Below are 22,364 nucleotides of genomic sequence, written 5' to 3'. Positions count from 1 at the left end.
CAGCTACACAGACTTGGCTGACCCACCGCTATCGCAGGCAAGCCAGCTCCCACCTTTGATCTCCTGTGTTGTAAAAACCATATCTGGCGCTGAATCGCATCAGTAACACGGGTAACACCCCCGTCGTAACAATGCGGTAACACATCCAATTGACTTCCCGTGCCCTCCTCACGACTATAGGCGTCCCGCTGCCGCCAACCCGGCGCTAAAGGGCGCAATCCAGGCCTTATAAGCACTGCTCTCAAGACAGTGCGCCTGTATAAACGAAGACTCACGCGCGTTACTCGCTGTTTCCAAGCGCCTGAACGAGGACCCTTTTCATGCCAGACATTACCCTGACCACCTTGCAGAGCCTCAAGCTCAAAGGTGAAAAAATCACCATGCTGACCTGCTACGATGCCACCTTCGCCCACGCCAGCTGCCAGGCCGGGGTGGAAGTGTTACTGGTGGGCGACTCCCTGGGCATGGTTCTTCAAGGGAATGACAGCACCTTGCCTGTTACCACCGATGAACTTGCCTACCACACTGCCAGCGTCAAGCGCGGCAACGCTGGCGCCTTCATCATCGCCGACCTGCCGTTCATGGCGTACGCCACCCTCGAACAGACCTTCCAGAACGCGGGCAAGCTGATGCAGGCCGGCGCGCACATGATTAAGGTCGAAGGCGCCCTGTGGCTCGCCGAGTCGGTGCGCCTGCTCGCTGAACGCGGTGTACCGGTGTGCGTGCACATGGGCCTGACGCCGCAGTCGGTGAATGTCCTTGGTGGCTATAAGGTTCAAGGCCGCAATGAAGCGCAGGCGCGGCAGATGCGTGCCGATGCCATCGCGTTGGAACAAGCGGGCGCGGCGATGATCCTGCTGGAGTGCGTGCCGAGCGAGCTGGCTGCCGAGATCACCCAGGCCGTTAAAGTGCCGGTGATCGGCATTGGCGCCGGCTCCGCCACAGACGGCCAGGTGTTGGTGGTCCACGACATGCTCGGCCTGTCGATTTCCGGCCGCGTGCCGAAGTTCGTGAAGAACTTCATGGCCGGCCAGGACAGCATCCACGCCGCCCTCAGCGCCTACGTCAGCGAAGTCAAAGGCGTGACCTTCCCGGGCGCCGAACACGGATTCTCTGCATGAACACGGTAAAAACCCTACGCGAACTGCGGGCCGCTGTGACCCACGCCCGCAACGCCGGCAAACGCATCGGCTTTGTGCCGACCATGGGCAACCTGCACAGCGGCCACGCCACCCTGGTGACCAAGGCCGCGCAGCAAGCGGACTTCGTGGTCGCTAGTATTTTCGTCAACCCGCTGCAGTTCGGCGCCGGCGAAGACCTGGATACCTACCCGCGCACCCTGGCCGCTGACCAGGAAAAACTCCTGCAAGCCGGCTGCAACCTGCTGTTCGCACCCACCGTCGAGGAAATGTACCCCGGCGGCACCACCGGCCAGACCCGCGTCAGCGTGCCGCAACTGTCGGAAGGCCTGTGTGGCGCCAGCCGTCCGGGGCACTTCGAAGGCGTGGCAACCGTGGTGAGCAAGCTGTTCAACATGGTCCAGCCGGACATCGCGGTATTTGGCCAGAAGGACTACCAGCAACTGGCCGTGATCCGCGCCATGGTGCAGGACCTGAACATGCCGATCCAGATCATCGGCGAGCCCACTGTACGCGCCGACGATGGCCTGGCGCTGTCGTCGCGCAACGGTTACCTCAGCGCAGAACAGCGCGCCATCGCGCCGGTGCTGTACCGCAGCCTCGGCCAGATTGCCGCAGCCATCCAGACCGGCGACCACGACTTCGCCAAGCTGCGCGCCGAACAGATCCAGCAGATCGAAGCCGCCGGCCTGCGCATGGACTACCTCGAAGTGCGTCAAGGCGTAAACCTGCGCCCGGCAACCCCTGAAGACCGTGACGTGGTGATCCTCGTCGCGGCTTATCTGGGCACAACCCGCCTCATCGATAACCTGCATCTGAACCTCAACTGACCCTCGTCAGTTGCCCTCCTCGCCGTGCCGGTATAAAAAAGTACCGGCCACAGCGCAGACAAAGCCAAGACAAGTTCACACGCTAGGTTTAATGTAATCGCCCTGCGCTCTTGGTTAGCGCTGTCTGGAACCCGCCGCTTGATGAGAGGCAGGACGTTCCGGGCTTTGAAGTGTCCTAAAGGCAGTCCCCGTAATAAAAGGAAACCCGCAGCGATGGCGTACTACCGCACTCCTCATGACGTTACCGCTCTGCCCGCCTGGCAAGCGCTCAATCAACACCGCCAAGCCATGCAGGATTTCAGCATGCGCGACGCGTTCAATGCCGATCCCCAGCGTTTTTCCCAATTCACCTTGAGCAGCTGCGGACTTTTCCTCGATTACTCGAAAAACCTGATCACCAGCGAAACCCGTGATTTGCTGGTGGCCCTGGCCAAGGAAGTCGACCTCAAGGCCGCGATCAACGCGCTGTACGCGGGCGAGCCGGTCAACTCGTCCGAGGGCCGCCCTGCCCTGCACACCGCGCTGCGCCGCCCGGTGGGTGACAAGCTGTCGGTCAACGGCGTGAACATCATGCCGGACGTGCACAAGGTGCTGAACCAGATCACTGACCTGGTCGGCCGCATCCACGACGGCCTGTGGCGTGGCTACACCGAGAAGCCGATCACCGACGTGGTGAACATCGGCATCGGTGGCTCGTTCCTCGGCCCGGAGCTGGTGTCCGAAGCGTTGCTGTCCTACGCCCACAAAGGCGTGCGCTGCCACTACCTGGCGAATATCGACGGCAGTGAGTTCCACGAACTGACCATGAAGCTGCGCGCCGAGACCACGCTGTTTATCGTCTCGTCGAAATCCTTCAACACCCTCGAAACCCTGAAAAACGCCCAGGCCGCCCGTGCCTGGTACCTGGCCCAGGGTGGCTCGGAAGCCGAGCTGTACCGCCACTTTATCGCCGTATCGAGCAACAACGCGGCGGCCGTGGCGTTCGGTATCCGTGAAGAAAACATCTTCCCGATGTGGGACTGGGTCGGCGGCCGTTACTCGCTGTGGTCGGCCATCGGCTTGCCGATTGCTCTGGCCATCGGCATGTCCAACTTCAAGGAACTGCTGTCCGGTGCCTACACCATGGACCAGCATTTCCAGAACGCCCCGTTCGAACAGAACATGCCGGTGCTGCTCGGCCTGCTGGGCGTGTGGTACGGCAACTTCTGGGGCGCGCAGAGCCACGCGATCCTGCCGTACGACCACTACCTGCGCAACATCACCAAGCACTTGCAACAGTTGGACATGGAATCCAACGGCAAGAGCGTGCGCCAGGACGGCACGCCCGTGTCCACCGATACCGGCCCGGTGATCTGGGGCGGCGTCGGCTGCAACGGCCAGCACGCTTACCACCAGTTGCTGCACCAGGGGACCCAACTGATCCCGGCCGACTTTATCGTGCCGATCGTCAGCTTCAACCCGGTGTCCGACCACCATCAGTGGCTGTACGCCAACTGCCTGTCGCAAAGCCAGGCGCTGATGCTCGGCAAGACCCGCAGCGAAGCCGAAGCCGAGTTGCGCGACAAGGGCATCGCCGAGGAAGAAGTGCAGAAGCTGGCGCCGCACAAGGTGATCCCGGGCAACCGTCCGAGCAACACCCTGGTGGTGGAACGCATCAGTCCGCGTCGCCTGGGCGCACTGGTGGCCATGTACGAGCACAAGGTGTTCGTGCAGAGCGTGATCTGGGGCATCAACGCTTTTGACCAATGGGGCGTGGAGTTGGGCAAAGAGCTGGGCAAGGGCGTCTACAACCGCCTGACCGGCGCCGAAGAAGCCGTGGCGGATGACGCCTCGACCCAAGGCTTGATCAACTATTTCCGCGGTCGTCACCGCGGCTGATCCTGCCCCTCCAGGGCCAACGTCCGTTTGGACGTTGGCCTTGAACCCTCCCCCCGCAGCGTGCATCTTTATGACTTGTGCCTAAAACAAGAATAAGGACCGCTCATGTTCGATATCAGCAACTTCCCCGATGCCGATGCCGTGCGCCGCGCAGCGCAACTCAGCCAAGAGGACTACAGGCGCCTCTATCGCCAATCCATCGAGCAACCCGATACCTTCTGGGCTGAACAGGCCAAGGTTTTTCTCGACTGGATCAGCCCCTGGCACACCGTTCAGCAATCAGACATCCACACCGGCGCCGCCCAGTGGTTCGCCGGCGGCCAACTGAACGTCAGCTACAACTGCATCGACCGTCATCTGGCGCAACGCGCCGAGCAAACGGCCTTCATCTGGGAAGGCGACGATCCGACACAATCCTCCAACATCACCTACCGCCAACTGCATCAAAACGTCAGCCGCCTGGCCAACGTGCTGAAGGGCCGTGGCGTGAAGAAAGGCGACCGGGTGTGCATCTACATGCCGATGATCCCGGAAGCGGCCTACGCCATGCTGGCCTGCACCCGCATTGGCGCGGTGCACTCGGTGGTGTTTGGTGGGTTCTCGCCGGATGCCTTGCGCGACCGCATCCTCGACGCCGACTGCCGCACAGTAATCACCGCCGACGAGGGCGTGCGCGGCAGCAAGCCGGTGGCACTGAAGCAGAATGTCGATAAAGCCCTGGCCAGCTGCCCGAATGTCAGCACCGTACTGGTGGTGGAACGCACCGGCGCGCACGTGAACTGGAGCGAAGGCCGCGACCTCAAGTATCAACAGGCCCTCGACGCCGCCAGCGCCGACTGCCCACCCGAACCGATGGACGCCGAAGACCCGCTGTTCATCCTCTACACCTCCGGCAGCACCGGCAAACCCAAAGGCGTGCTGCACACCACCGGCGGCTATCTGCTGCAAGCGGCGATGACCTTCAAGTACGTGCTCGACTACCGCGACGGCGAAGTGTTCTGGTGCACCGCCGACGTCGGCTGGGTCACCGGCCACAGCTACATCGTGTACGGCCCGCTGGCCAATGGCGCGACGTCGCTGATGTTCGAGGGCGTGCCGAGCTACCCGGACAGCTCGCGTTTCTGGCAGGTGATCGACAAGCATCAGGTCAACATCTTCTACACCGCGCCGACGGCCCTGCGCGCGTTGATGCGTGAAGGCCACGGCCCGCTGGAGAACACGTCCCGCGCCAGCCTGCGTTTGCTCGGCAGCGTGGGCGAACCGATCAACCCCGAAGCCTGGGACTGGTACTTCAATGCCGTCGGCGAGCAGCGCTGCCCGATTGTCGATACCTGGTGGCAGACCGAGACCGGCGGCATCATGCTCAGCCCGCTGGTCAGCGCGCAGCGGATCAAGCCGGGCTGCGCGACCCAGCCGATGTTTGGCGTGCAACCCGTGTTGCTGGATGAACAAGGCAAGGTGCTCAACGGCGCCGGCAGTGGCGTACTTGCGATCAAGGCCAGTTGGCCGGGGCAGATCCGCAGCGTCTACGGCGACCCGCAGCGCATGATCGACACCTATTTCAAACCCTACCCCGGCTACTACTTCACCGGCGACGGTGCACGGCGCGATGAGGACGGCGACTATTGGATCACCGGGCGCATCGACGATGTAATCAACGTGTCCGGCCACCGCATCGGTACGGCCGAAGTGGAGAGCGCCCTGGTCCTGCATGACCTGGTGGCCGAGGCCGCCGTGGTGGGCTACCCCCATGATGTCAAAGGCCAGGGCATCTACGCCTTTGTCACCCCGATGAATGGCGTGACGCCCGACGATGGGCTAAAAAAACACCTGCTGGAGCTGGTCAGCAAGGAAATCGGCAGCTTTGCCAAGCCGGAACTGATCCAATGGGCGCCGGCCTTGCCGAAGACCCGTTCCGGCAAAATCATGCGCAGGATTTTGCGCAAGATCGCCTGCAACGAACTGGACAGCCTCGGTGACACGTCCACCCTGGCCGATCCCAGCGTGGTGGATGGCCTGATCGACAAACGCCTGAACCGATAGGAAAACCTGAGTCGCCATGGAATTTATCCGCAGCCGTATCGAAACCCAGTTGATGAGCCTCACGGGGTTGTCCCTGGGCCAACTGGACCTGGAAAACCCCAAGGGCGACCCAGGCCTGTTCGGTCCCGACTCGGTCAGTTGGCAAGTCCATGGCGACTTCAGCAGCATGTTGATCGGCGGTATCAGCGCCTTGATGCTGCAAGCCTTGCACCCGCTGGCCCTGGCCGGCGTGTGGGATCACTCGAACTTTCGCCAGGACATGCTCGGGCGTTTGCGGCGCACGTCGCAGTTCATTTCCGGCACCACCTTTGGTTCGCGCAAGGACGCCGAATGGTTGATCGAAAAGGTGCGCACCATTCACCTGCAAGTGGTCGGCCATGCACCGGACGGCCGCGCGTATGCGGCCAGCGACCCGGAGTTGCTGACCTGGGTGCATGTGGCGGAGGTCAGCAACTTCCTCGCCGCCCACCTGCGCTACCGCAACCCGCACCTTTCGGGGCGTGACCAGGACCGCTACTACGCCGAAATCGCCTTGGTGGCCGAACAACTCGGCGCGCGGCATGTTCCGCGTTCGCGGCAGGAAGTGGCGGATTACCTGGCACGTATCCGTCCGCAACTGTTGTGCGACGAGCGCAGCCGTGAGGTGTTGCGCCTGCTGCTCGATGCTCCGGCGCCGAGCACCCTGGCCAAGCCGTTTGGCGCGCTGATGATGCAGGCCGGGATCGACCTGCTGCCGGACTGGGCCAGCGCCCTGCTCGACCAGCACCAGAGCCCGCTGCAACGCCAGATGATCCGCGCCGGGGTCAAGCGCAGTGCGCCGTTGCTGCGCTGGGCAATGCGCAATGGTTCGGTGCAACGGGCGCATCGGCGGATGGGGTTGATGTAGGTGCAGCCCCATAACTGTTAAACTCCGCGCCCACATTTACCCCCCATTCCTTAAGCAAGGCGCGCTCCATGTCTCCCTTGAATCAGGCGCTGCGCGCCGCCCTCAATCATCGCCAAGACCTGATCAGCGAGCTGCACGCCCAAGGCACCGACTGCTACCGCTTGTTCCATGGCAGCCAGGAAGGCGCCGGCGGCCTGACCATCGACCGCTACGGCCCGCAATTGCTGGTGCAGAGCTTCCACCAGTCGCTGCAAACCGACGAGCTGCTGGACCTGCACCAGTTGGTCAACCAGTACATCGGCCTGGAATTGCTGCTGGTGTACAACGACCGTTCCCGTGGCAACTCGCGGATCGATCGCGAAGACACGGTGTACCGGGCCGAACCGGCAGCGCTGGAAGACCTGGTGGGCCACGAATGGGGCCTCAACTACCGCGTACGCGGGCGCCATGCCGGGCAGGACCCGCTGCTGTTCCTCGACCTGCGCAACACCCGCGGCTGGGTCAAGGCCCACAGCGCCGGCAAAAGCGTGTTGAACCTGTTCGCCTACACCTGCGGCGTCGGCCTCAGTGCGGCGGCGGGCGGTGCCCGTGAGGTGTGCAACCTGGACTTTGCCGAGGGCAACCTGGCGGTCGGTCGCGAAAACGGCGAGTTGAACCCGCAATTGCCTACGATGGAATTCGTGCAATCCGACTACTTTCCGGCGATCCGCCAACTGGCCGGCTTGCCCATTACCCAGCGTCGCGGCCAGAAACTGCCGAGCTATCCACGCCTGGAACAGCGCCAGTACGACCTCGTATTGCTCGACCCACCGGCCTGGGCCAAGAGCGCCTTCGGCACCGTCGACCTGTTGCGCGACTACCAAAGCCTGCTCAAGCCCGCCCTGCTCGCCACGGCCGACAACGGTGTGCTGATCTGCTGCAACAACCTGGCAAAGGTCAGCATGAATGACTGGCGCGAACAGGTGCTGCGCTGCGCGGAAAAAGCCGGGCGCCCGGTACGCGACTGGAAAATCATGACGCCGGGGGCGGATTTCCCTTCACAGGACCAGCAGCCTCCGCTGAAAACGCTGATACTCCAGCTGTAGGACGTTTCCCAAGAGCCCTGCCCTTCGGAACCGAAAACCCGTGCCATACTCCAAGGCACTCCTGTTTGACATAGATGGCGCCGCCCCATGCCCAAAGGATTGATTCGCGCCACTGGCGCCTTGTTGACCGCCGTTGCCCTGTACAGCTTGCTGGGCTTTCTTATTTTGCCCGGCATTGCCCTGCGCATTGCCAACCAGCAACTGGCCAATTACGCCACGGTGCCGGCACGGATCGAGCGCATCGAGCTCAACCCGTTCAGCCTGGAGCTGACGGTCTGGGGCCTGAAAATCGGTGAGCCCGGCAAAGAACACATCGGTTTCGAACGTCTCTACGCCAACCTGCAGATCGACAGCCTGTGGACTCGTGCGCTGCACCTGGCCGACGTGCAGTTGGACCAGCCCAAGACGCAGCTGCTGTTCGACAAGTCCGGCCAGTTGAACCTGGCGCAGCTGTTCAAGATTCCACCCAGTGAGCCCACCCCGGCCGACCCGAATGCCAAGCCCTTTCCCTTGCGGATCGACGCCATCAAGCTGGCTGGCGGCTACGTGCATTTTGAGGACTTGCGTCCCAGCGAGCCCATCGAATTCCTCTACGACAAACTCGACTTCGAGCTGAAAAACCTCAGCACCCTGCCCGAAGACAATGCCGACATGACCCTGGTCGCCGCCGGCCCGGAAGGCGGGCAGATCGACTGGAAAGGCAACTTCAGCCTGGTGCCGATCACGTCCGAAGGTACGCTGAAAGTCACCGACGGCAAGATGAAAGCCTGGTGGCCGTATGTGCGCGATGCCTTGCCGCTGGTGCTTGAAGACGGCGTGCTGAACTTCAGCACCGACTATAAATTCAGCCTGGCCAAAGAGACCGAACTGAACCTGACCAACACCGCCGCCAGCATCGCACCGTTTGCCATCAAGGCCCCGGATGGCCGGCCATTGGTGCGCCTGGAACGCCTGGACGTCAGCGAAACCACCGTCGACCTGGCCAAGCAACAGGTGGTGGTGGGCAAGATTCGCAGCAACAAACTGGAAACCTGGGCCGCCCGCGAAGCCGACGGCCAGTTGGACTGGCAGAAACTGTTCGCCAGCCCACCGAGCAAGCCGGCCCAGAAGCCGGAAGCCGCGACCGCACCGGCGACCGCCGACTCACCCAAACCGCCACCGGCGGCGCCAAGCAAACCGTGGCAAGTGCTGCTCAAGGACGTGCAACTGCGTAACTATCAGGTGCATCTGGCCGACCGTCAGGTCAAACCAGCGGTCGCGCTGGAGCTGGGCCCGCTGAACGTCGACGTGCAGAACTTCGACAGCCTCAACCAAAGCCCGTTTAGCCTGAAGGTCGATACCGGCCTGGGCAAGCAGGGCAAGATCGTGGCGACTGGCGAGGTCAACCTGAACCCCATCAGTGCCAAGCTGAAAGTGAACACCCAGGACATCGACCTGCGGGTGGCCCAGGCCTATATCAGCCCGTTTATTCGCCTGGAACTGCGTAGCGGCATGCTCGGCAGCAACCTGGACGTGAACCTCAAAAGCGCCGACCCACTGAAGCTGCAAATCACCGGACGCGCGCAGGTCGACCAGCTGCATACCCTCGACACCCTCAAGACCCGCGATTTCCTCAAATGGCAGCGCCTGGTGGTCGAAGGCGTCAACTACCAGCACGGCGAGAGCCTGTCGATCGACAAGGTCAACCTGCTGCAGCCCTATGCACGCTTTATGATAAACGACGACCGCACCACCAACGTCGATGACTTGCTGATCCCACAGGCGCCCGATAAAAGTCCGAAACCGGCCAGCAAAGACAAGCCGCTGGGTATTCGTATCGGGCAGATTGCGATCAATGACGGTTCGGCCAACTTTGCCGACTTCAGCCTGACACCCAACTTTGCCACCGCCATTCAGCAACTCAACGGGCAGATCGGCACCATCGACAGCCGCCAGGCCAAGCCGGCCAGCGTCGATATCAAGGGCAAGGTGGATCGTTACGCGCCGGTGACCATCAAAGGCAGCGTGAACCCGTTTGATCCGATGGCGGCGCTGGATATCGCCACCAGCTTCAAGCGGGTCGAGTTGACGACCCTGACCCCCTACTCCGGCAAGTTCGCCGGTTTCCGTATCCGCAAGGGCCGGCTCAATCTCGACCTGCATTACGTGATCACCAAAGGCCAGTTGAAAGCCGAAAACAAAGTGGTGGTCGAGCAACTGCAACTGGGTGAGAAAGTCGACAGCGCCGACGCCGTGGACTTGCCGATTCGCCTGGCAATCGCTTTGCTCAAGGACTCCGACGGCAAGATCTCGATTGAGCTGCCGGTGACGGGCGACCTCAACAACCCACAGTTCAGCGTGATGCCGATCGTGTGGCAGACCCTGCGCAACCTGGTGGTGCGTGCAGCAACGGCACCGTTCAAGTTTATCGGTGGGTTGGTTACCGGCGGTGGCGCGGAGGACTTGGGCAATGTGTCCTTCGCCGCAGGTTCCAGCGAACTGAACAAGGATGCCGAAGGCGCCTTGAACACGCTGGCCAAGGCGCTGAAAGAACGCCCAGCCCTGCGCCTGGAAATCGAAGGCACGGCCGCTGCCAGCAGCGACGGGCCGTTCCTGGCCGCAGAGCGTCTGGAGCGTGAATACCAATACAACTACTACAAGATCCTCCAGCGCCGTGGCGACAAGGTTCCCGCCCAGGCCTCGCTGCTGGTGGTACCGGAGAAGGAAAAGGCGCCATTGCTCGAAGGCATCTACCGCACCCGCCTGAAACAACAGCCTCCGGCAGAATGGAAAGACCTGAGCGACAGTGACCGCACCGCGAAGCTGCGTGACGGCGTGATCAAGTTCTGGAGCGCCAGTGACGTACTGCTGCGCCAACTCGGCCAGGAGCGTGCGAGCACGATCAAGGACTACCTGGTGGACAAGGGCCAGCTGGAAGATGACCGGGTGTACTTCATTGATGCCAACCTGGGTCAGGCGGAGAAGGATGGCCGGGTGGTGACACCGCTGCATCTGGATGCCGAGTAAGCCACAAATATATCGGTGGCCTTGTGTGGGAGCGGGCTTGCTCGCGAAGGCGGTAGATCAGTCAACTGATGTGTGGCTGACACACTGCATTCGCGGGCAAGCCCGCTCCCACATTTGATCTTCATCGACTTATCGTCGGTATTCCAAGCCAAAATAGAACAGGCCCCGACACAAGTGCCGGGGCCTGTAATGACCACATCCTTGTGGTCGGTCGCATGAACACGTGAGGTGCATTGAGTGGATATCTGGCTCACTCGTTGCCGCCGACGTTTTGTTCAAGACGATACGTTGGGCATTACTCTGCTTTCAGGCCATCGGCCGATACAGCTTTAACGCCTTTGATTTGCTTGGCGATGTTCACCGCGGTGGTTTTCTGAGCTTCGGTCACTGCAGCGGTCGAAGACAGGGAAACGACGCCTTTGTTGGTTTCGACTTTGATGTCGGTGCCAGGGATGCCTTTCTCGGTTACCAGGTCAGCTTTCACTTTGGTGGTGATCCAGGTATCGGAAGTAGACTCTTTGGCGCCAGCGGCAGCGCTTTTGGTCTTGTCTACGTTGTCGGCTTTGTAGGCACCGCCTGCATGCAGGCTGTCAGCAGAGACCGCTTTCACGCCTTTGATTTTCTTGGTGATCGCGACAGCGGTGGCTTTCTGCGATTCGGAGATTTCTACGTCAGACGACAGGGTAACCACACCTTTGTTGGTTTCAACCTTGATGTCCGAACCCGGAATACCTTTTTCGGTCAGCAGATCAGCTTTGACCTTGGTGGTGATCCAAGTGTCCGAGGTGGACTCCTTGGCTTTGGTCACTTCGCCGGCTGCCAGAGTCATAGGCGCTTGGGAAGTCTGAGCAAAGGCTACGTTAGCAGCCATGGCCATGGTCAGAGCGGTAGCAGTAGCGAGTGCGAACTTCTTCATACGAGTAACTCCTGTTTTATTAAAAGTCTGCAGTGTGTGTACCTTGATGCTGCAGCGTTAACAGGGATATTGCAGGCGCTGTGCCAAGTTTTGCAGCCTGTAAAAACCCTTTAAAAACAATTAGTTAGTAAATTTATCAATTTTCGGAATCGTGCAACTTGCATGAAGGCCATCGTGCCTGCATGCAAGTTGCGGCTTTTGCCATTGCCGTGACGGTTGATTTTCCTGCACTTTTTGCGCGCCCATAAAAAAAGGACTCCGAAGAGTCCTTTTTTTCAGCGTGAAGCCCGGGGGTGATTAAACGCCCGAAGCCTTGGCTGCTGCGACGTCCTTGATGGACAGCTTGATACGGCCGCGGTTATCCACGTCCAGTACCAGCACTTCCACTTCCTGGCCTTCTTTCAGAATGTCGGTCACTTTCTCGACACGAGCGTCGCTCAGCATGGAGATGTGCACCAGACCGTCTTTGCCCGGCAGGATGTTGACGAACGCGCCGAAGTCGACGATGCGCTCAACCTTACCGACGTAGATCTTGCCGATCTCGGCTTCAGCGGTAATGCCCAGGACGCGCTGGCGTGCTGCCTCAGCCGCTTCCTTGGTTTCGCCGAAGATCTTGATCGAGCCGTCGTCTTCGATGTCGATCGAAGCCTTGGTCTCTTCACAGATCGCACGGATAGTCGCGCCGCCTTTACCGATGACATCACGGATTTTGTCGGTGTCGATTTTCATCGCGATCATGGTCGGAGCATTTTCCGACAGTTCGGTACGGGACTGACCAATGATCTGGTTCATCTGGCCGAGGATGTTCAGGCGCGCTTCCAGGGCTTGGCCCAGGGCGATCTCCATGATCTCTTCGGTGATGCCTTTGATCTTGATGTCCATCTGCAGCGCGGTAACACCTTTGGCGGTACCCGCTACCTTGAAGTCCATGTCGCCCAGGTGGTCTTCATCACCCAGGATGTCGGTCAGGATGGCGAACTTCTCGCCTTCTTTAACCAGGCCCATGGCGATACCGGCAACTGGCGCCTTCATCGGCACACCAGCGTCCATCAGAGCCAGGGAAGCACCGCAAACGGAAGCCATGGAGCTGGAACCGTTGGACTCGGTGATTTCCGATACCACACGGATGGTGTACGGGAATACGTCGGCAGCTGGCAGCATGGCTGCAATCGAACGACGGGCCAGACGGCCGTGACCGATTTCACGACGACCAGCGCCACCCATGCGACCACACTCGCCCACCGAGAACGGCGGGAAGTTGTAGTGCAGCATGAACGGGTCTTTTTTCTCGCCTTCCAGGGTGTCCAGCAGCTGTGCGTCACGGGCGGTGCCCAGAGTCGCGACTACCAGGGCCTGGGTTTCACCACGGGTGAACAGCGCCGAACCGTGAGTCTTCGGCAGAACGCCGACTTCGATGTTCAGCGGACGTACGGTCTTGGTGTCGCGACCGTCGATACGTGGCTTGCCGTTAACGATGTTTTCGCGAACGGTGCGGTATTCGATTTCGCCGAAAGCGGCTTTGACTTCGCTGGACGAAGGCTGGCCTTCTTCACCGGACAGTTTGGCCACAACCTGATCCTTCAGCTCGCCCAGGCGCGCGTAACGATCGGCCTTGACGGTGATGGTGTAGGCGTCGGAGATCGCAGTGCCGAACTCGGAGCGGATTGCGCCCAGCAGTTCGGTCGCTTCGGCCTGTGGAGCCCAGGTCCAGGTTGGCTTGGCAGCTTCGGCAGCCAACTCGGTGACAGCCTTGATGACAGACTGGAACTCGTCGTGGGCGAACAGTACTGCACCCAGCATCTGGTCTTCGGTCAGCTCTTTGGCTTCCGATTCAACCATCAATACGGCTTCCGAGGTACCGGCAACGACCATGTCCAGGCTCGATGCTTTCTGTTGCTCGTAAGTCGGGTTCAACAGGTAGCCGGTGCTTTCGTGGAAAGCAACACGGGCGGCGCCGATCGGGCCGTCGAACGGAATGCCCGAGATAGCCAGGGCAGCCGAGGTACCGATCATCGCAGCGATGTCCGGATCGGTTTTCTTGCTGGTGGAAACGACGGTGCAGACAACCTGCACTTCGTTCATGAAGCCTTCTGGGAACAGCGGACGGATCGGACGGTCGATCAGTCGGGAAGTCAGGGTTTCTTTCTCGGAAGGACGGCCTTCGCGCTTGAAGAAACCACCAGGGATCTTACCGGCAGCGTAAGTCTTTTCCTGGTAGTGAACGGAAAGAGGGAAGAAGCCTTTGCTTGGGTCGGCAGTCTTGGCGCCAACAACGGTCACCAATACGGTAACGTCGTCGTCAACGGTAACCAGCACTGCGCCGGAGGCTTGACGGGCGATACGGCCTGTCTCAAGGGTAACGGTCGACTGACCGAACTGGAACTTTTTGATAACCGGGTTCACGGTGTCCTACCTTCTTTGTGGCTCTTGGGGAACTTGTCTTCTTGCGAAATTCTTGGGCAATCTCGGGAATCGGCCCGAGCCTCGTCCAGGGTAAAACGTGTATCCAGATAAAACTTGAGGCTGGGAGCCTGCCATGGGCCAGCGGGAAACCCACTGACACACGACAGACAACCAACCTCTAGCGCAATCGCTTATTAGCGACGCAGACCCAGGCGACCGATCAGAGCCTGATAACGACCCAGATCCTTGCCTTTCAGGTAGTCCAGCAGCTTACGACGCTGGTTTACCATGCGGATCAGACCACGACGGGAGTGGTGGTCTTTACCGTTGGCCTTGAAGTGACCTTGCAGCTTGTTGATGTTGTGGGTCAGCAGTGCAACTTGCACTTCTGGCGAACCAGTGTCACCAACAGCTTGCTGATAGTCAGCAACGATTTGTGCTTTTTCTTGAACGTCGAGAGCCATGAGGCAATCCTTTTTTCAGGAAACCGCCCAAAGGGCAGTCTCAACAGGCCAGGGACAAATCCCTGTATCTAAAAATGAGTGTTGACCGTGCCTGTTAACAGCCACACTCGTTCGGTCATTCTGACCGAATCAGTCGACGCGGCGCGATGCGCCCGTCTTCGCTCACTTCACCGATACCGATAAAGCGACCGTTATGATCTTGTACCCGCACCATGCCGAACTTCGGCGCGTCCGGGGCACGTACCGGCTGGCCGTTGAGCCAGTAGAACGCGCTGTGCTCCGAGAAGTGCAGCAATGGCCAATCCAACAAACCGCTGTCCGATGGCATCAGGAAGCGATCAACTGCTTCATTGCCCCCTTCGGCGTGTACTGCTTCCAACTCTTCCAGCGTGACCGTCTGGGCCAGGGTGAAAGGGCCGGCCTGGGTGCGTCGCAGTTCTGCAACGTACGCGCCGCAACCCAGCTGTTCACCAATATCTTCCACCAGGGTACGGATATAGGTGCCTTTGCTGCAGTCCACGGCCAGGCGCGCAGTGTCGCCTTCACAGGCGAGCAATTCCAAGCGCGCAATAGTAACAGAACGCGGTTCGCGCTCCACTACTTCGCCCGCACGTGCCAGCTTGTAAAGAGGCTGCCCATCACGCTTGAGCGCCGAGTACATGGGCGGTATCTGACTGATTTGCCCACGAAAACCGGGTAAAGCCGCTTCAATATCTGCACGACCAACGGTCACGTCGCGAACCTGCAAAACATCACCTTCGGCATCGGCCGTGGTGGTGGTCTTGCCCAGTTGCATCAGGGTTTCGTAACCCTTGTCGGAATCGAGCAGGTATTGCGAGAACTTGGTGGCCTCGCCAAAGCACAACGGCAAGACACCGGTGGCCAGGGGATCGAGACTGCCGGTGTGCCCGGCCTTCTCGGCATTGAGCAGCCAGCGGACCTTCTGCAAGGCAGCATTGGAGGTAAAGCCAATGGGCTTGTCGAGCAGGATGATGCCACTGACATTGCGACGGATACGTTTGACCTGAGCCACCACTTACTCCTTGGCGTCTTCAGGTGTGGACGGGTGCTGGCTGTCTTCAGCCACGGCGCGCTCGATCAGTGCCGACAGGTGCGCACCACGCACGACGCTTTCGTCGTAATGGAAGTGCAACTGAGGAACGCTGCGCAGCTTCATTTCACGGGCCAACTGCATGCGCAGGAAGCCTGCGGCCGAGTTGAGCACCTTGATGCTTTGCGCGATTTCTTCGCTGTTGTCCTGCCCCATCACGGTGATGAAGATCTTGGCGTGACCAACGTCACGGCTCACTTCAACGGCGGTGATGGTCACCAGGCCAACGCGGGGGTCTTTGACTTCACGACGGATCAGTTGGGCGAGCTCACGCTGCATCTGATCGCCGATACGCTGGGTACGGCTGTATTCTTTTGCCATGTCTTGTTACCTGTTACTGCCACACGGTGAAACCCGTGGGGTCTGAAAGCGGCAAACGCCCGGCCTGACAAAAGCCAGACCGGGCGTTGCGTTTAGAGTCCGTACGCTGCACGGGGCATTTGCATGCCCACACGCTGCGTGGCTCCGGAAGTGCGCGAGTTAGAGGCTGCGAGCAACCTGAACCTTCTCGAAGACTTCGATCTTGTCGCCAACCTTGACGTCGTTGTAGCTCTTGACGCCGATACCGCATTCCATGCCGGCACGTACTTCGGAAGCGTCATCCTTGAAGCGGCGCAGGGATTCCAGCTCGCCTTCGAAGATAACGATGTCTTCACGCAGTACACGGATTGGACGGTTACGGTACACGGTGCCTTCGACAACCATGCAACCGGCGATCGCGCCGAATTTCGGCGAGCGGAACACATCACGCACTTCGGCGATACCCAGGATGTTCTCCCGGACGTCGCTGCCAAGCATGCCGGTAAGGGCTTTCTTGACGTCTTCGATAATGTCGTAGATGACGTTGTAGTAACGCATGTCCAGGCCTTCCTGCTCGACGATCTTGCGAGCGCCAGCATCGGCACGCACGTTGAAGCCGAACAGTACAGCGTTGGAAGCCAGTGCCAGGTTGGCGTCGGACTCGGTGATACCACCGACACCGCCACCGACAACGCGCACTTGCACTTCGTCGTTACCCAGGCCGTTCAAGGCGCCGTTCAACGCTTCGAGGGAACCACGTACGTCAGATTTGAGGACGATATTAAGCGTCTTCTTCTCTTCCTGGCCCATGTTCTCGAAGATGTTTTCCAGCTTGCCGGCGTGAGCACGGGCCAGCTTGACTTCGCGGAACTTGCCTTGACGGAACAGAGCCACTTCACGGGCTTTCTTCTCGTCGGCCACTACGCTCATCTCGTCGCCAGCGTCCGGGGTACCGTCCAGGCCGAGGATCTCGACCGGGATAGCAGGACCTGCTTCCTTGATTGGCTTGCCGTTCTCGTCGAGCATGGCACGCACACGGCCGTAGTTCGAACCGACCAGGACCATGTCGCCTTGGCGCAGGGTACCGTCTTGAACCAGTACGGTCGCAACCGGGCCACGGCCCTTGTCGAGACGGGACTCAACCACAACACCACGGCCAGGGGCCGATGGAGTAGCGGTCAGTTCCAGGACTTCGGCTTGCAACAGAACGGCTTCGAGCAGTTCGTCAACGCCGGTACCCATCTTCGCGGAAACCGATACGAATGGCGTCTCGCCGCCCCACTCTTCGGACGTCACGCCGTGAACCGACAGTTCGCTACGGATGCGATCGAGATCAGCGCCCGGCTTGTCGATTTTGTTCACGGCAACGACCAGCGGAACACCGGCAGCCTTGGCGTGCTGGACCGCTTCAATGGTCTGCGGCATTACGCCGTCGTCCGCTGCTACTACCAGGATCACGATGTCGGTCGCCTTGGCACCACGGGCACGCATTGCGGTAAACGCAGCGTGACCAGGGGTGTCGAGGAAGGTGACCATGCCGCGCTCGGTTTCTACGTGGTACGCACCGATGTGCTGGGTGATACCGCCGGCTTCGCCAGCAGCAACCTTGGCACGACGGATGTAGTCGAGCAGGGAAGTCTTACCGTGGTCAACGTGGCCCATTACGGTCACAACCGGTGCACGGGAAACGGCCTCACCTTCAAACTTCAGGGACTCGGCCAGGGAATCTTCCAGGGCGGTGTCGCTGACCAAGGTCACTTTGTGGCCCAGCTCTTCAGCAACCAGTTGAGCAGTTTCCTGATCCAGTACCTGGTTGATGGTGGCCGGAGTACCCAGCTTGAACATGAACTTGATGATTTCAGCTGCCTTGACCGACATCTGCTGGGCAAGATCGCCAACAGTGATGGTCTCGCCGATCTTCACTTCACGCACGACAGGGCCGGTTGGGCTCTGGAAACCGTGGGCGTTGCGTTTTTTCAGCTTGGCCTTGCCGCGACCACCACGACGGAAGCCATCGCTTTCTTCGTCGGTAGTACGTGGGGCAACGCGTGGAGCAGGCGCTTTCTCTTTGACCGAAGCACGATGCGGAGCGTTTTTGCGCTCGCCATCGCCACCGCCGCTGCGACGATTGTTATCGTCGGCACGTGGTTTGTCCGGACGACGAGGTTCGTCACGCTTGCGAGCGTCGGCTGCAGGAGCAGGTGCAGCGGCAACCGGAGCGGCCTCACGCACAGCTTCAACAGGCGCAGCGACCGCTTCAGTACCAGCAGGTTGCGCAGCAGCAGGCTGGCGACGCGCTTCTTCTTCGGCGCGACGCTTGGACTCTTCTTCAGCCTTCTGACGGGCAGCATTTTCTACTGCGCGACGTTCTTCCAGTTCGCGCTTGCGCTCGGCTTCGATTTCTTCCGGGCTGCGTTGTACGAAGACTTTCTTCTTGCGTACTTCAACGCTGATGCTCTTGCTACCAGCAACACGCAGGGTGCTGGTGGTTTTGCGCTGCAATGTAATCTTGCGCGGTTCTTCCACTTTCGCCTTGTGGCTGCTCTTCAAGTGAGTCAGCAAAGACTGCTTCTCACTATCGCTCACACCTTCATCGGCGGCGGTGTGCGGCAGACCTGCCTCACGCATCTGCTGCAACAGGCGCTCTACCGGTGTTTTGACCTCATCGGCCAGTTGTTTCACCGTGACTTGCGTCATGCACTTCTCTCCTCAGGCCGCGCCTAGTTACTCGAACCAATGGGCTCGGGCGGCCATGATCAACTTGCCGGCACGATCATCGTCAATGCCGTCGATGTCGAGCAGATCGTCAATAGACTGCTCGGCCAGGTCTTCGCGGGTAATTACGCCGCGCACCGCCAGTTCCATCGCCAAATCCTTGTCCATACCCTCAAGCGAGAGCAGGTCTTCGGCCGGATGGGCGTCTGCCAGCTTTTCCTCAGTAGCGATGGCTTTAGTCAACAAACGATCCTTGGCCCGAGCGCGAAGCTCGTTGACGGTGTCTTCGTCAAAGCCGTCGATGTTGAGCATTTCTTCCAACGGTACGTAGGCAATCTCTTCCAGACTGGTGAAGCCTTCATCTACCAGCACCTGTGCCAGGTCTTCGTCGACTTCCAGCTCGTCGATGAAGTTGCGCAGGATGTCACCGGTTTCAGCTTGCTGCTTAGCCTGGATGTCCGATTCGGTCATCACGTTCAGGGTCCAACCGGTCAGTTGGCTGGCCAGACGCACGTTCTGACCACCACGACCAATGGCCTGAGCCAGATTGTCTGCGCCAACGGCGATGTCCATAGCATGGGCATCTTCGTCAACGATAATTGCCGCCACTTCAGCCGGCGACATGGCGTTGATCACGAACTGCGCCGGGTTATCGTCCCACAGGACGATGTCCACACGCTCACCGCCCAATTCGCCCGACACTGCCTGGACACGCGAACCGCGCATACCAATGCAAGCGCCCTGCGGGTCGATGCGTTTGTCCTTGGAGCGGACCGCGATCTTGGCGCGCGAACCCGGGTCGCGGGACGCCGCCATGACTTCGATCAGGCCTTCGGCGATTTCCGGCACTTCGATACGGAACAGCTCGATCAGCATTTCCGGCGCGGTACGCGACAGGATCAACTGAGGGCCGCGGTTCTCGGTGCGGATTTCCTTGAGCAGCGCACGCAGACGCACGCCAACACGGAAGGTTTCGCGAGAGATGATGTCTTCACGGGCCAGCAACGCTTCGGCGTTGTTGCCCAGATCGACGATCACATTGTCGCGGGTCACTTTTTTCACGGTGCCGGAGATGATTTCACCCAGGCGCTCGCGATAAGCGTCAACGACTTGCGCGCGCTCGGCTTCGCGGACTTTCTGCACGATGACTTGCTTGGCAGTCTGTGCAGCAATGCGGCCGAACTCGATGGACTCGATCTTTTCTTCGACGACATCACCGACCTGGGCGCCAGGATGCGTTTGCGCAACCTTGCTTGGCCAGGTTTCGATGGCCGGATCATCAAGATCGTCCTCTTCGACGACCGTCCAGCGACGGAAAGTCTCGTAGGCACCGGTGTGGCGGTTGATTTCCACACGCAGATCAACTTCGTCTTCAAAACGCTTTTTGGTAGCAGTGGCCAGGGCCAGCTCCAACGCTTCAAAAATCACGCTTGCCGGTACACCCTTTTCGTTGGATACCGACTCAACAACCAGCAGTACTTCTTTGCTCATCGTACGCCTCGCCTTTCGCAAGCCATTGGATCCGCGGGATCCGCGTCTCAGTCAAAACTGGGAATAATGTTGGCCTTGTCGATCATATCGATCGGCAACAGGAACTCATGGTCTTCTACCTGCACCACGACATCCTGTTCTTCTACACCGCGCAGAAGGCCCTGAAAATTGCGTCGCCCTTCAAAAGGGGAGCGCAGTTTGATCTTCACTTGGTCACCGGCATATTTGGCAAACTGCTCGATAGTGAACAGTGGGCGTTCCATGCCTGGCGAGGAAACTTCGAGGGTGTATTCAACGGAGATTGGATCTTCAACATCCAGGACACCGCTGATCTGACGGCTGACAATGGCGCAATCGTCCACCAGCACACCGCCCTCTTTATCGATATAAACGCGCAACATTGAGTGGCGACCTTGAGCCGAAAACTCAATACCCCAGCATTCATAGCCTAGGGCCACGACCACCGGGGCCAGCAAGGCCTGCAACTCTTCTAGCTTGCTCGACACCTGAACCCCCTCGTGCATGTATGTGCATGCTGTGCAAAATAAAAAAATGGGCGAAACGCCCATCCTTGAAACGCCGTCGAACAGCGGCGTTGAAAGTGTCCAGCTAACAAAAAGCCCCTTAAAAGGGGCTCCGCTAAAACTGGTTGCGGGGGCCGGATTTGAACCGACGACCTTCGGGTTATGAGCCCGACGAGCTACCAGACTGCTCCACCCCGCGACAAAGCTGGGGCGGAAGTATACGACCGATCCCTTGCAGGGTCAATGTAACCTTCCACCTACAAGAAAGCCCGCAACAGCGGGCTCTCCTGATAATTGGTACCGAGAAGGGGACTCGAACCCCTACACCCTATGGGCACAACCACCTCAAGGTTGCGTGTCTACCAATTCCACCACCTCGGCAATACAGCGTTTACAACCCTTCTTACTTCTGCTCTTGAGCTGGAGGTACGTCAGTCGCTGGAGTAGCCGACTTTTGCTCTTGAAGCACCGGGACATCATCAGAAGCCGGTTTTGCTTTTGGTACTTCCAACACCGCTGGGTTTGGCAAACCTACTTGAGTCAGCACATGAGCTTTCTCTTTAGCAAAGTAACCTAACCCTAAGCTGGTTATGAAAAAACCTGCGGCAAGTATAGCAGTAAACTTACTAAGAAAGGTAGAGGAACCTTGGCTTCCGAACACAGTATTTGAAGCACCTGCACCGAAAGACGCACCAGCATCCGCACCTTTACCCTGTTGCAACAAAACCAGGGCAACTACGCCCAGGGCAGCCAACAGATGAAAAACGACTACGACTGTTTCCAGCATTTTTTCAGTTTCCCGCGGCGCGACAGATCGCACCGAACTCATCTGCATTCAGGGAAGCTCCACCAATGAGCCCCCCATCGATATCCGGCATGCCGAACAGTTCGACCGCATTGGCCGCCTTCACGCTGCCGCCGTATAGAAGCCGCACACCTTGTGCGACTTCAGAATTCTCTGCCGCCAACTGCGCGCGAATGGCTGCGTGCACATCCTGCGCCTGTTGCGGTGTAGCAGTCAGCCCGGTACCAATGGCCCAGACCGGCTCGTAAGCAATTACTGCCTTTGCAAACGCACCAACACCCAGCTCCTCGATGATGCTGCCCAGCTGACGCGAGACAACTTCAAGAGTCTTGCCCGATTCGCGCTCCGCCAAGGTTTCCCCTACGCACAACACTGGAATCAAGCCACAAGCCTGTGCCGCTGCGAACTTGCGATTGAGTGTCCCATCACGCTCGCCCATCATCTGACGACGCTCGGAGTGCCCGACAAGCACATAACGACAGCCCGCATCGACCAATTGACTCGGCGAAATCTCACCGGTCAACGCACCTTGCATCGGCTCCACCGCGGAGTTCTGCGCGCCGACCTGGATCGACTTGCCTTTCAAGCCATCAACCACTTGGTTGATATGCAAACAAGGCGGGAACACCGCAACATCAACACCGCTCGGCAAGGCCAAATGACGAAGGCCATTTACCAGCTCAGCGACACTGGCGCGGGTACCGTGCATCTTCCAGTTACCAGCTACCATAGTGCGACGCATGCTGTACCTCGTCGGTCAAAGTGGGC

17 protein-coding genes and 2 tRNA genes are annotated in these 22,364 nt (G+C 59.6%); 7 read left to right on the top strand and 12 right to left on the bottom strand.

All coding sequences use genetic code 11. The features are described from left to right. Positions 1-320: 320 nt before the first annotated feature. From panB to NUV89_RS01410, 7 genes are all read left to right on the top strand, one after another. Positions 321-1,121 (top strand): 3-methyl-2-oxobutanoate hydroxymethyltransferase, encoded by an 801-nt coding sequence (gene panB / locus NUV89_RS01440; RefSeq protein WP_257780029.1) that lies wholly within the window; start codon positions 321-323, stop codon positions 1,119-1,121. Further along, positions 1,118-1,969, top strand: a complete 852-nt coding sequence (gene panC / locus NUV89_RS01435; RefSeq protein WP_257780028.1) for a pantoate--beta-alanine ligase — start codon at positions 1,118-1,120, stop codon at positions 1,967-1,969. Before panB ends, panC begins: the two co-directional genes overlap by 4 nt. A gap of 213 nt (positions 1,970-2,182) precedes the next feature. Further along, positions 2,183-3,847 carry a glucose-6-phosphate isomerase gene (gene pgi / locus NUV89_RS01430; protein WP_124527749.1) on the top strand — a complete coding sequence of 555 codons (1,665 nt, stop codon included), beginning with the start codon at positions 2,183-2,185 and terminating at the stop codon, positions 3,845-3,847. Positions 3,848-3,952: 105 nt separating this feature from the next. Next, positions 3,953-5,890, top strand: a complete 1,938-nt coding sequence (gene acs / locus NUV89_RS01425; protein WP_257780027.1) for an acetate--CoA ligase — start codon at positions 3,953-3,955, stop codon at positions 5,888-5,890. Between the two features lie 16 nt (positions 5,891-5,906). Next, entirely contained in the window at positions 5,907-6,776 is an 870-nt protein-coding gene (locus tag NUV89_RS01420) for an oxygenase MpaB family protein (protein ID WP_257780026.1), read from the top strand. Between the two features lie 68 nt (positions 6,777-6,844). Beyond that, the gene (locus tag NUV89_RS01415; RefSeq protein WP_257780025.1) at positions 6,845-7,861 is read left to right on the top strand and encodes a class I SAM-dependent rRNA methyltransferase; all 1,017 of its coding nucleotides are present in this window, start codon (positions 6,845-6,847) and stop codon (positions 7,859-7,861) included. Between the two features lie 87 nt (positions 7,862-7,948). Continuing rightward, on the top strand, positions 7,949-10,867 hold the full coding sequence (locus NUV89_RS01410; RefSeq protein WP_257780024.1) for a DUF748 domain-containing protein: 2,919 nt from the start codon (positions 7,949-7,951) through the stop codon (positions 10,865-10,867). Positions 10,868-11,162: 295 nt separating this feature from the next. On the opposite strand, the gene NUV89_RS01405 is transcribed toward NUV89_RS01410, so the two are convergent. The 12 genes from NUV89_RS01405 to tpiA form a co-directional block, all read right to left on the bottom strand. After that, positions 11,163-11,783, bottom strand: a complete 621-nt coding sequence (locus tag NUV89_RS01405; RefSeq protein ID WP_257780023.1) for a BON domain-containing protein — start codon at positions 11,781-11,783, stop codon at positions 11,163-11,165. A 297-nt stretch (positions 11,784-12,080) separates the two neighbouring features. Further along, positions 12,081-14,186 (bottom strand): polyribonucleotide nucleotidyltransferase, encoded by a 2,106-nt coding sequence (pnp, locus tag NUV89_RS01400; protein WP_124527754.1) that lies wholly within the window; start codon positions 14,184-14,186, stop codon positions 12,081-12,083. Between the two features lie 194 nt (positions 14,187-14,380). Continuing rightward, positions 14,381-14,650, bottom strand: a complete 270-nt coding sequence (gene rpsO, locus NUV89_RS01395; RefSeq protein WP_003176135.1) for a 30S ribosomal protein S15 — start codon at positions 14,648-14,650, stop codon at positions 14,381-14,383. 115 nt (positions 14,651-14,765) lie between these two features. Further along, positions 14,766-15,683: a tRNA pseudouridine(55) synthase TruB gene (gene truB / locus NUV89_RS01390; RefSeq protein WP_257780022.1), complete on the bottom strand. Its 918-nt coding sequence runs from the start codon at positions 15,681-15,683 to the stop codon at positions 14,766-14,768. 3 nt (positions 15,684-15,686) lie between these two features. Next, positions 15,687-16,082, bottom strand: a complete 396-nt coding sequence (gene rbfA / locus NUV89_RS01385; RefSeq protein ID WP_003176137.1) for a 30S ribosome-binding factor RbfA — start codon at positions 16,080-16,082, stop codon at positions 15,687-15,689. A gap of 159 nt (positions 16,083-16,241) precedes the next feature. After that, positions 16,242-18,758 (bottom strand): translation initiation factor IF-2, encoded by a 2,517-nt coding sequence (infB, locus tag NUV89_RS01380; RefSeq protein WP_257780021.1) that lies wholly within the window; start codon positions 18,756-18,758, stop codon positions 16,242-16,244. 27 nt (positions 18,759-18,785) lie between these two features. Further along, positions 18,786-20,267: a transcription termination factor NusA gene (gene nusA, locus NUV89_RS01375; RefSeq protein ID WP_207045563.1), complete on the bottom strand. Its 1,482-nt coding sequence runs from the start codon at positions 20,265-20,267 to the stop codon at positions 18,786-18,788. 47 nt (positions 20,268-20,314) lie between these two features. Then, positions 20,315-20,773 (bottom strand): ribosome maturation factor RimP, encoded by a 459-nt coding sequence (gene rimP / locus NUV89_RS01370; RefSeq protein WP_257780020.1) that lies wholly within the window; start codon positions 20,771-20,773, stop codon positions 20,315-20,317. Between the two features lie 140 nt (positions 20,774-20,913). After that, a tRNA-Met gene (locus tag NUV89_RS01365) sits at positions 20,914-20,990 on the bottom strand. Positions 20,991-21,086: 96 nt separating this feature from the next. Next, positions 21,087-21,172: transfer RNA gene (locus tag NUV89_RS01360), tRNA-Leu, on the bottom strand. Between the two features lie 22 nt (positions 21,173-21,194). After that, positions 21,195-21,578, bottom strand: a complete 384-nt coding sequence (gene secG, locus NUV89_RS01355; protein ID WP_010206600.1) for a preprotein translocase subunit SecG — start codon at positions 21,576-21,578, stop codon at positions 21,195-21,197. 4 nt (positions 21,579-21,582) lie between these two features. After that, positions 21,583-22,338, bottom strand: coding sequence for a triose-phosphate isomerase (gene tpiA, locus NUV89_RS01350; RefSeq protein WP_257780019.1), 756 nt, complete (start codon positions 22,336-22,338; stop codon positions 21,583-21,585). Positions 22,339-22,364: the final 26 nt, after the last annotated feature.

It is taken from the genome of Pseudomonas sp. 18.1.10 (assembly GCF_024655625.1).
GTDB lineage: Bacteria > Pseudomonadota > Gammaproteobacteria > Pseudomonadales > Pseudomonadaceae > Aquipseudomonas.
The sequence above is the reverse complement of the archived record's forward strand: the minus strand, read 5'-3'. Positions and strand labels throughout refer to the sequence as shown.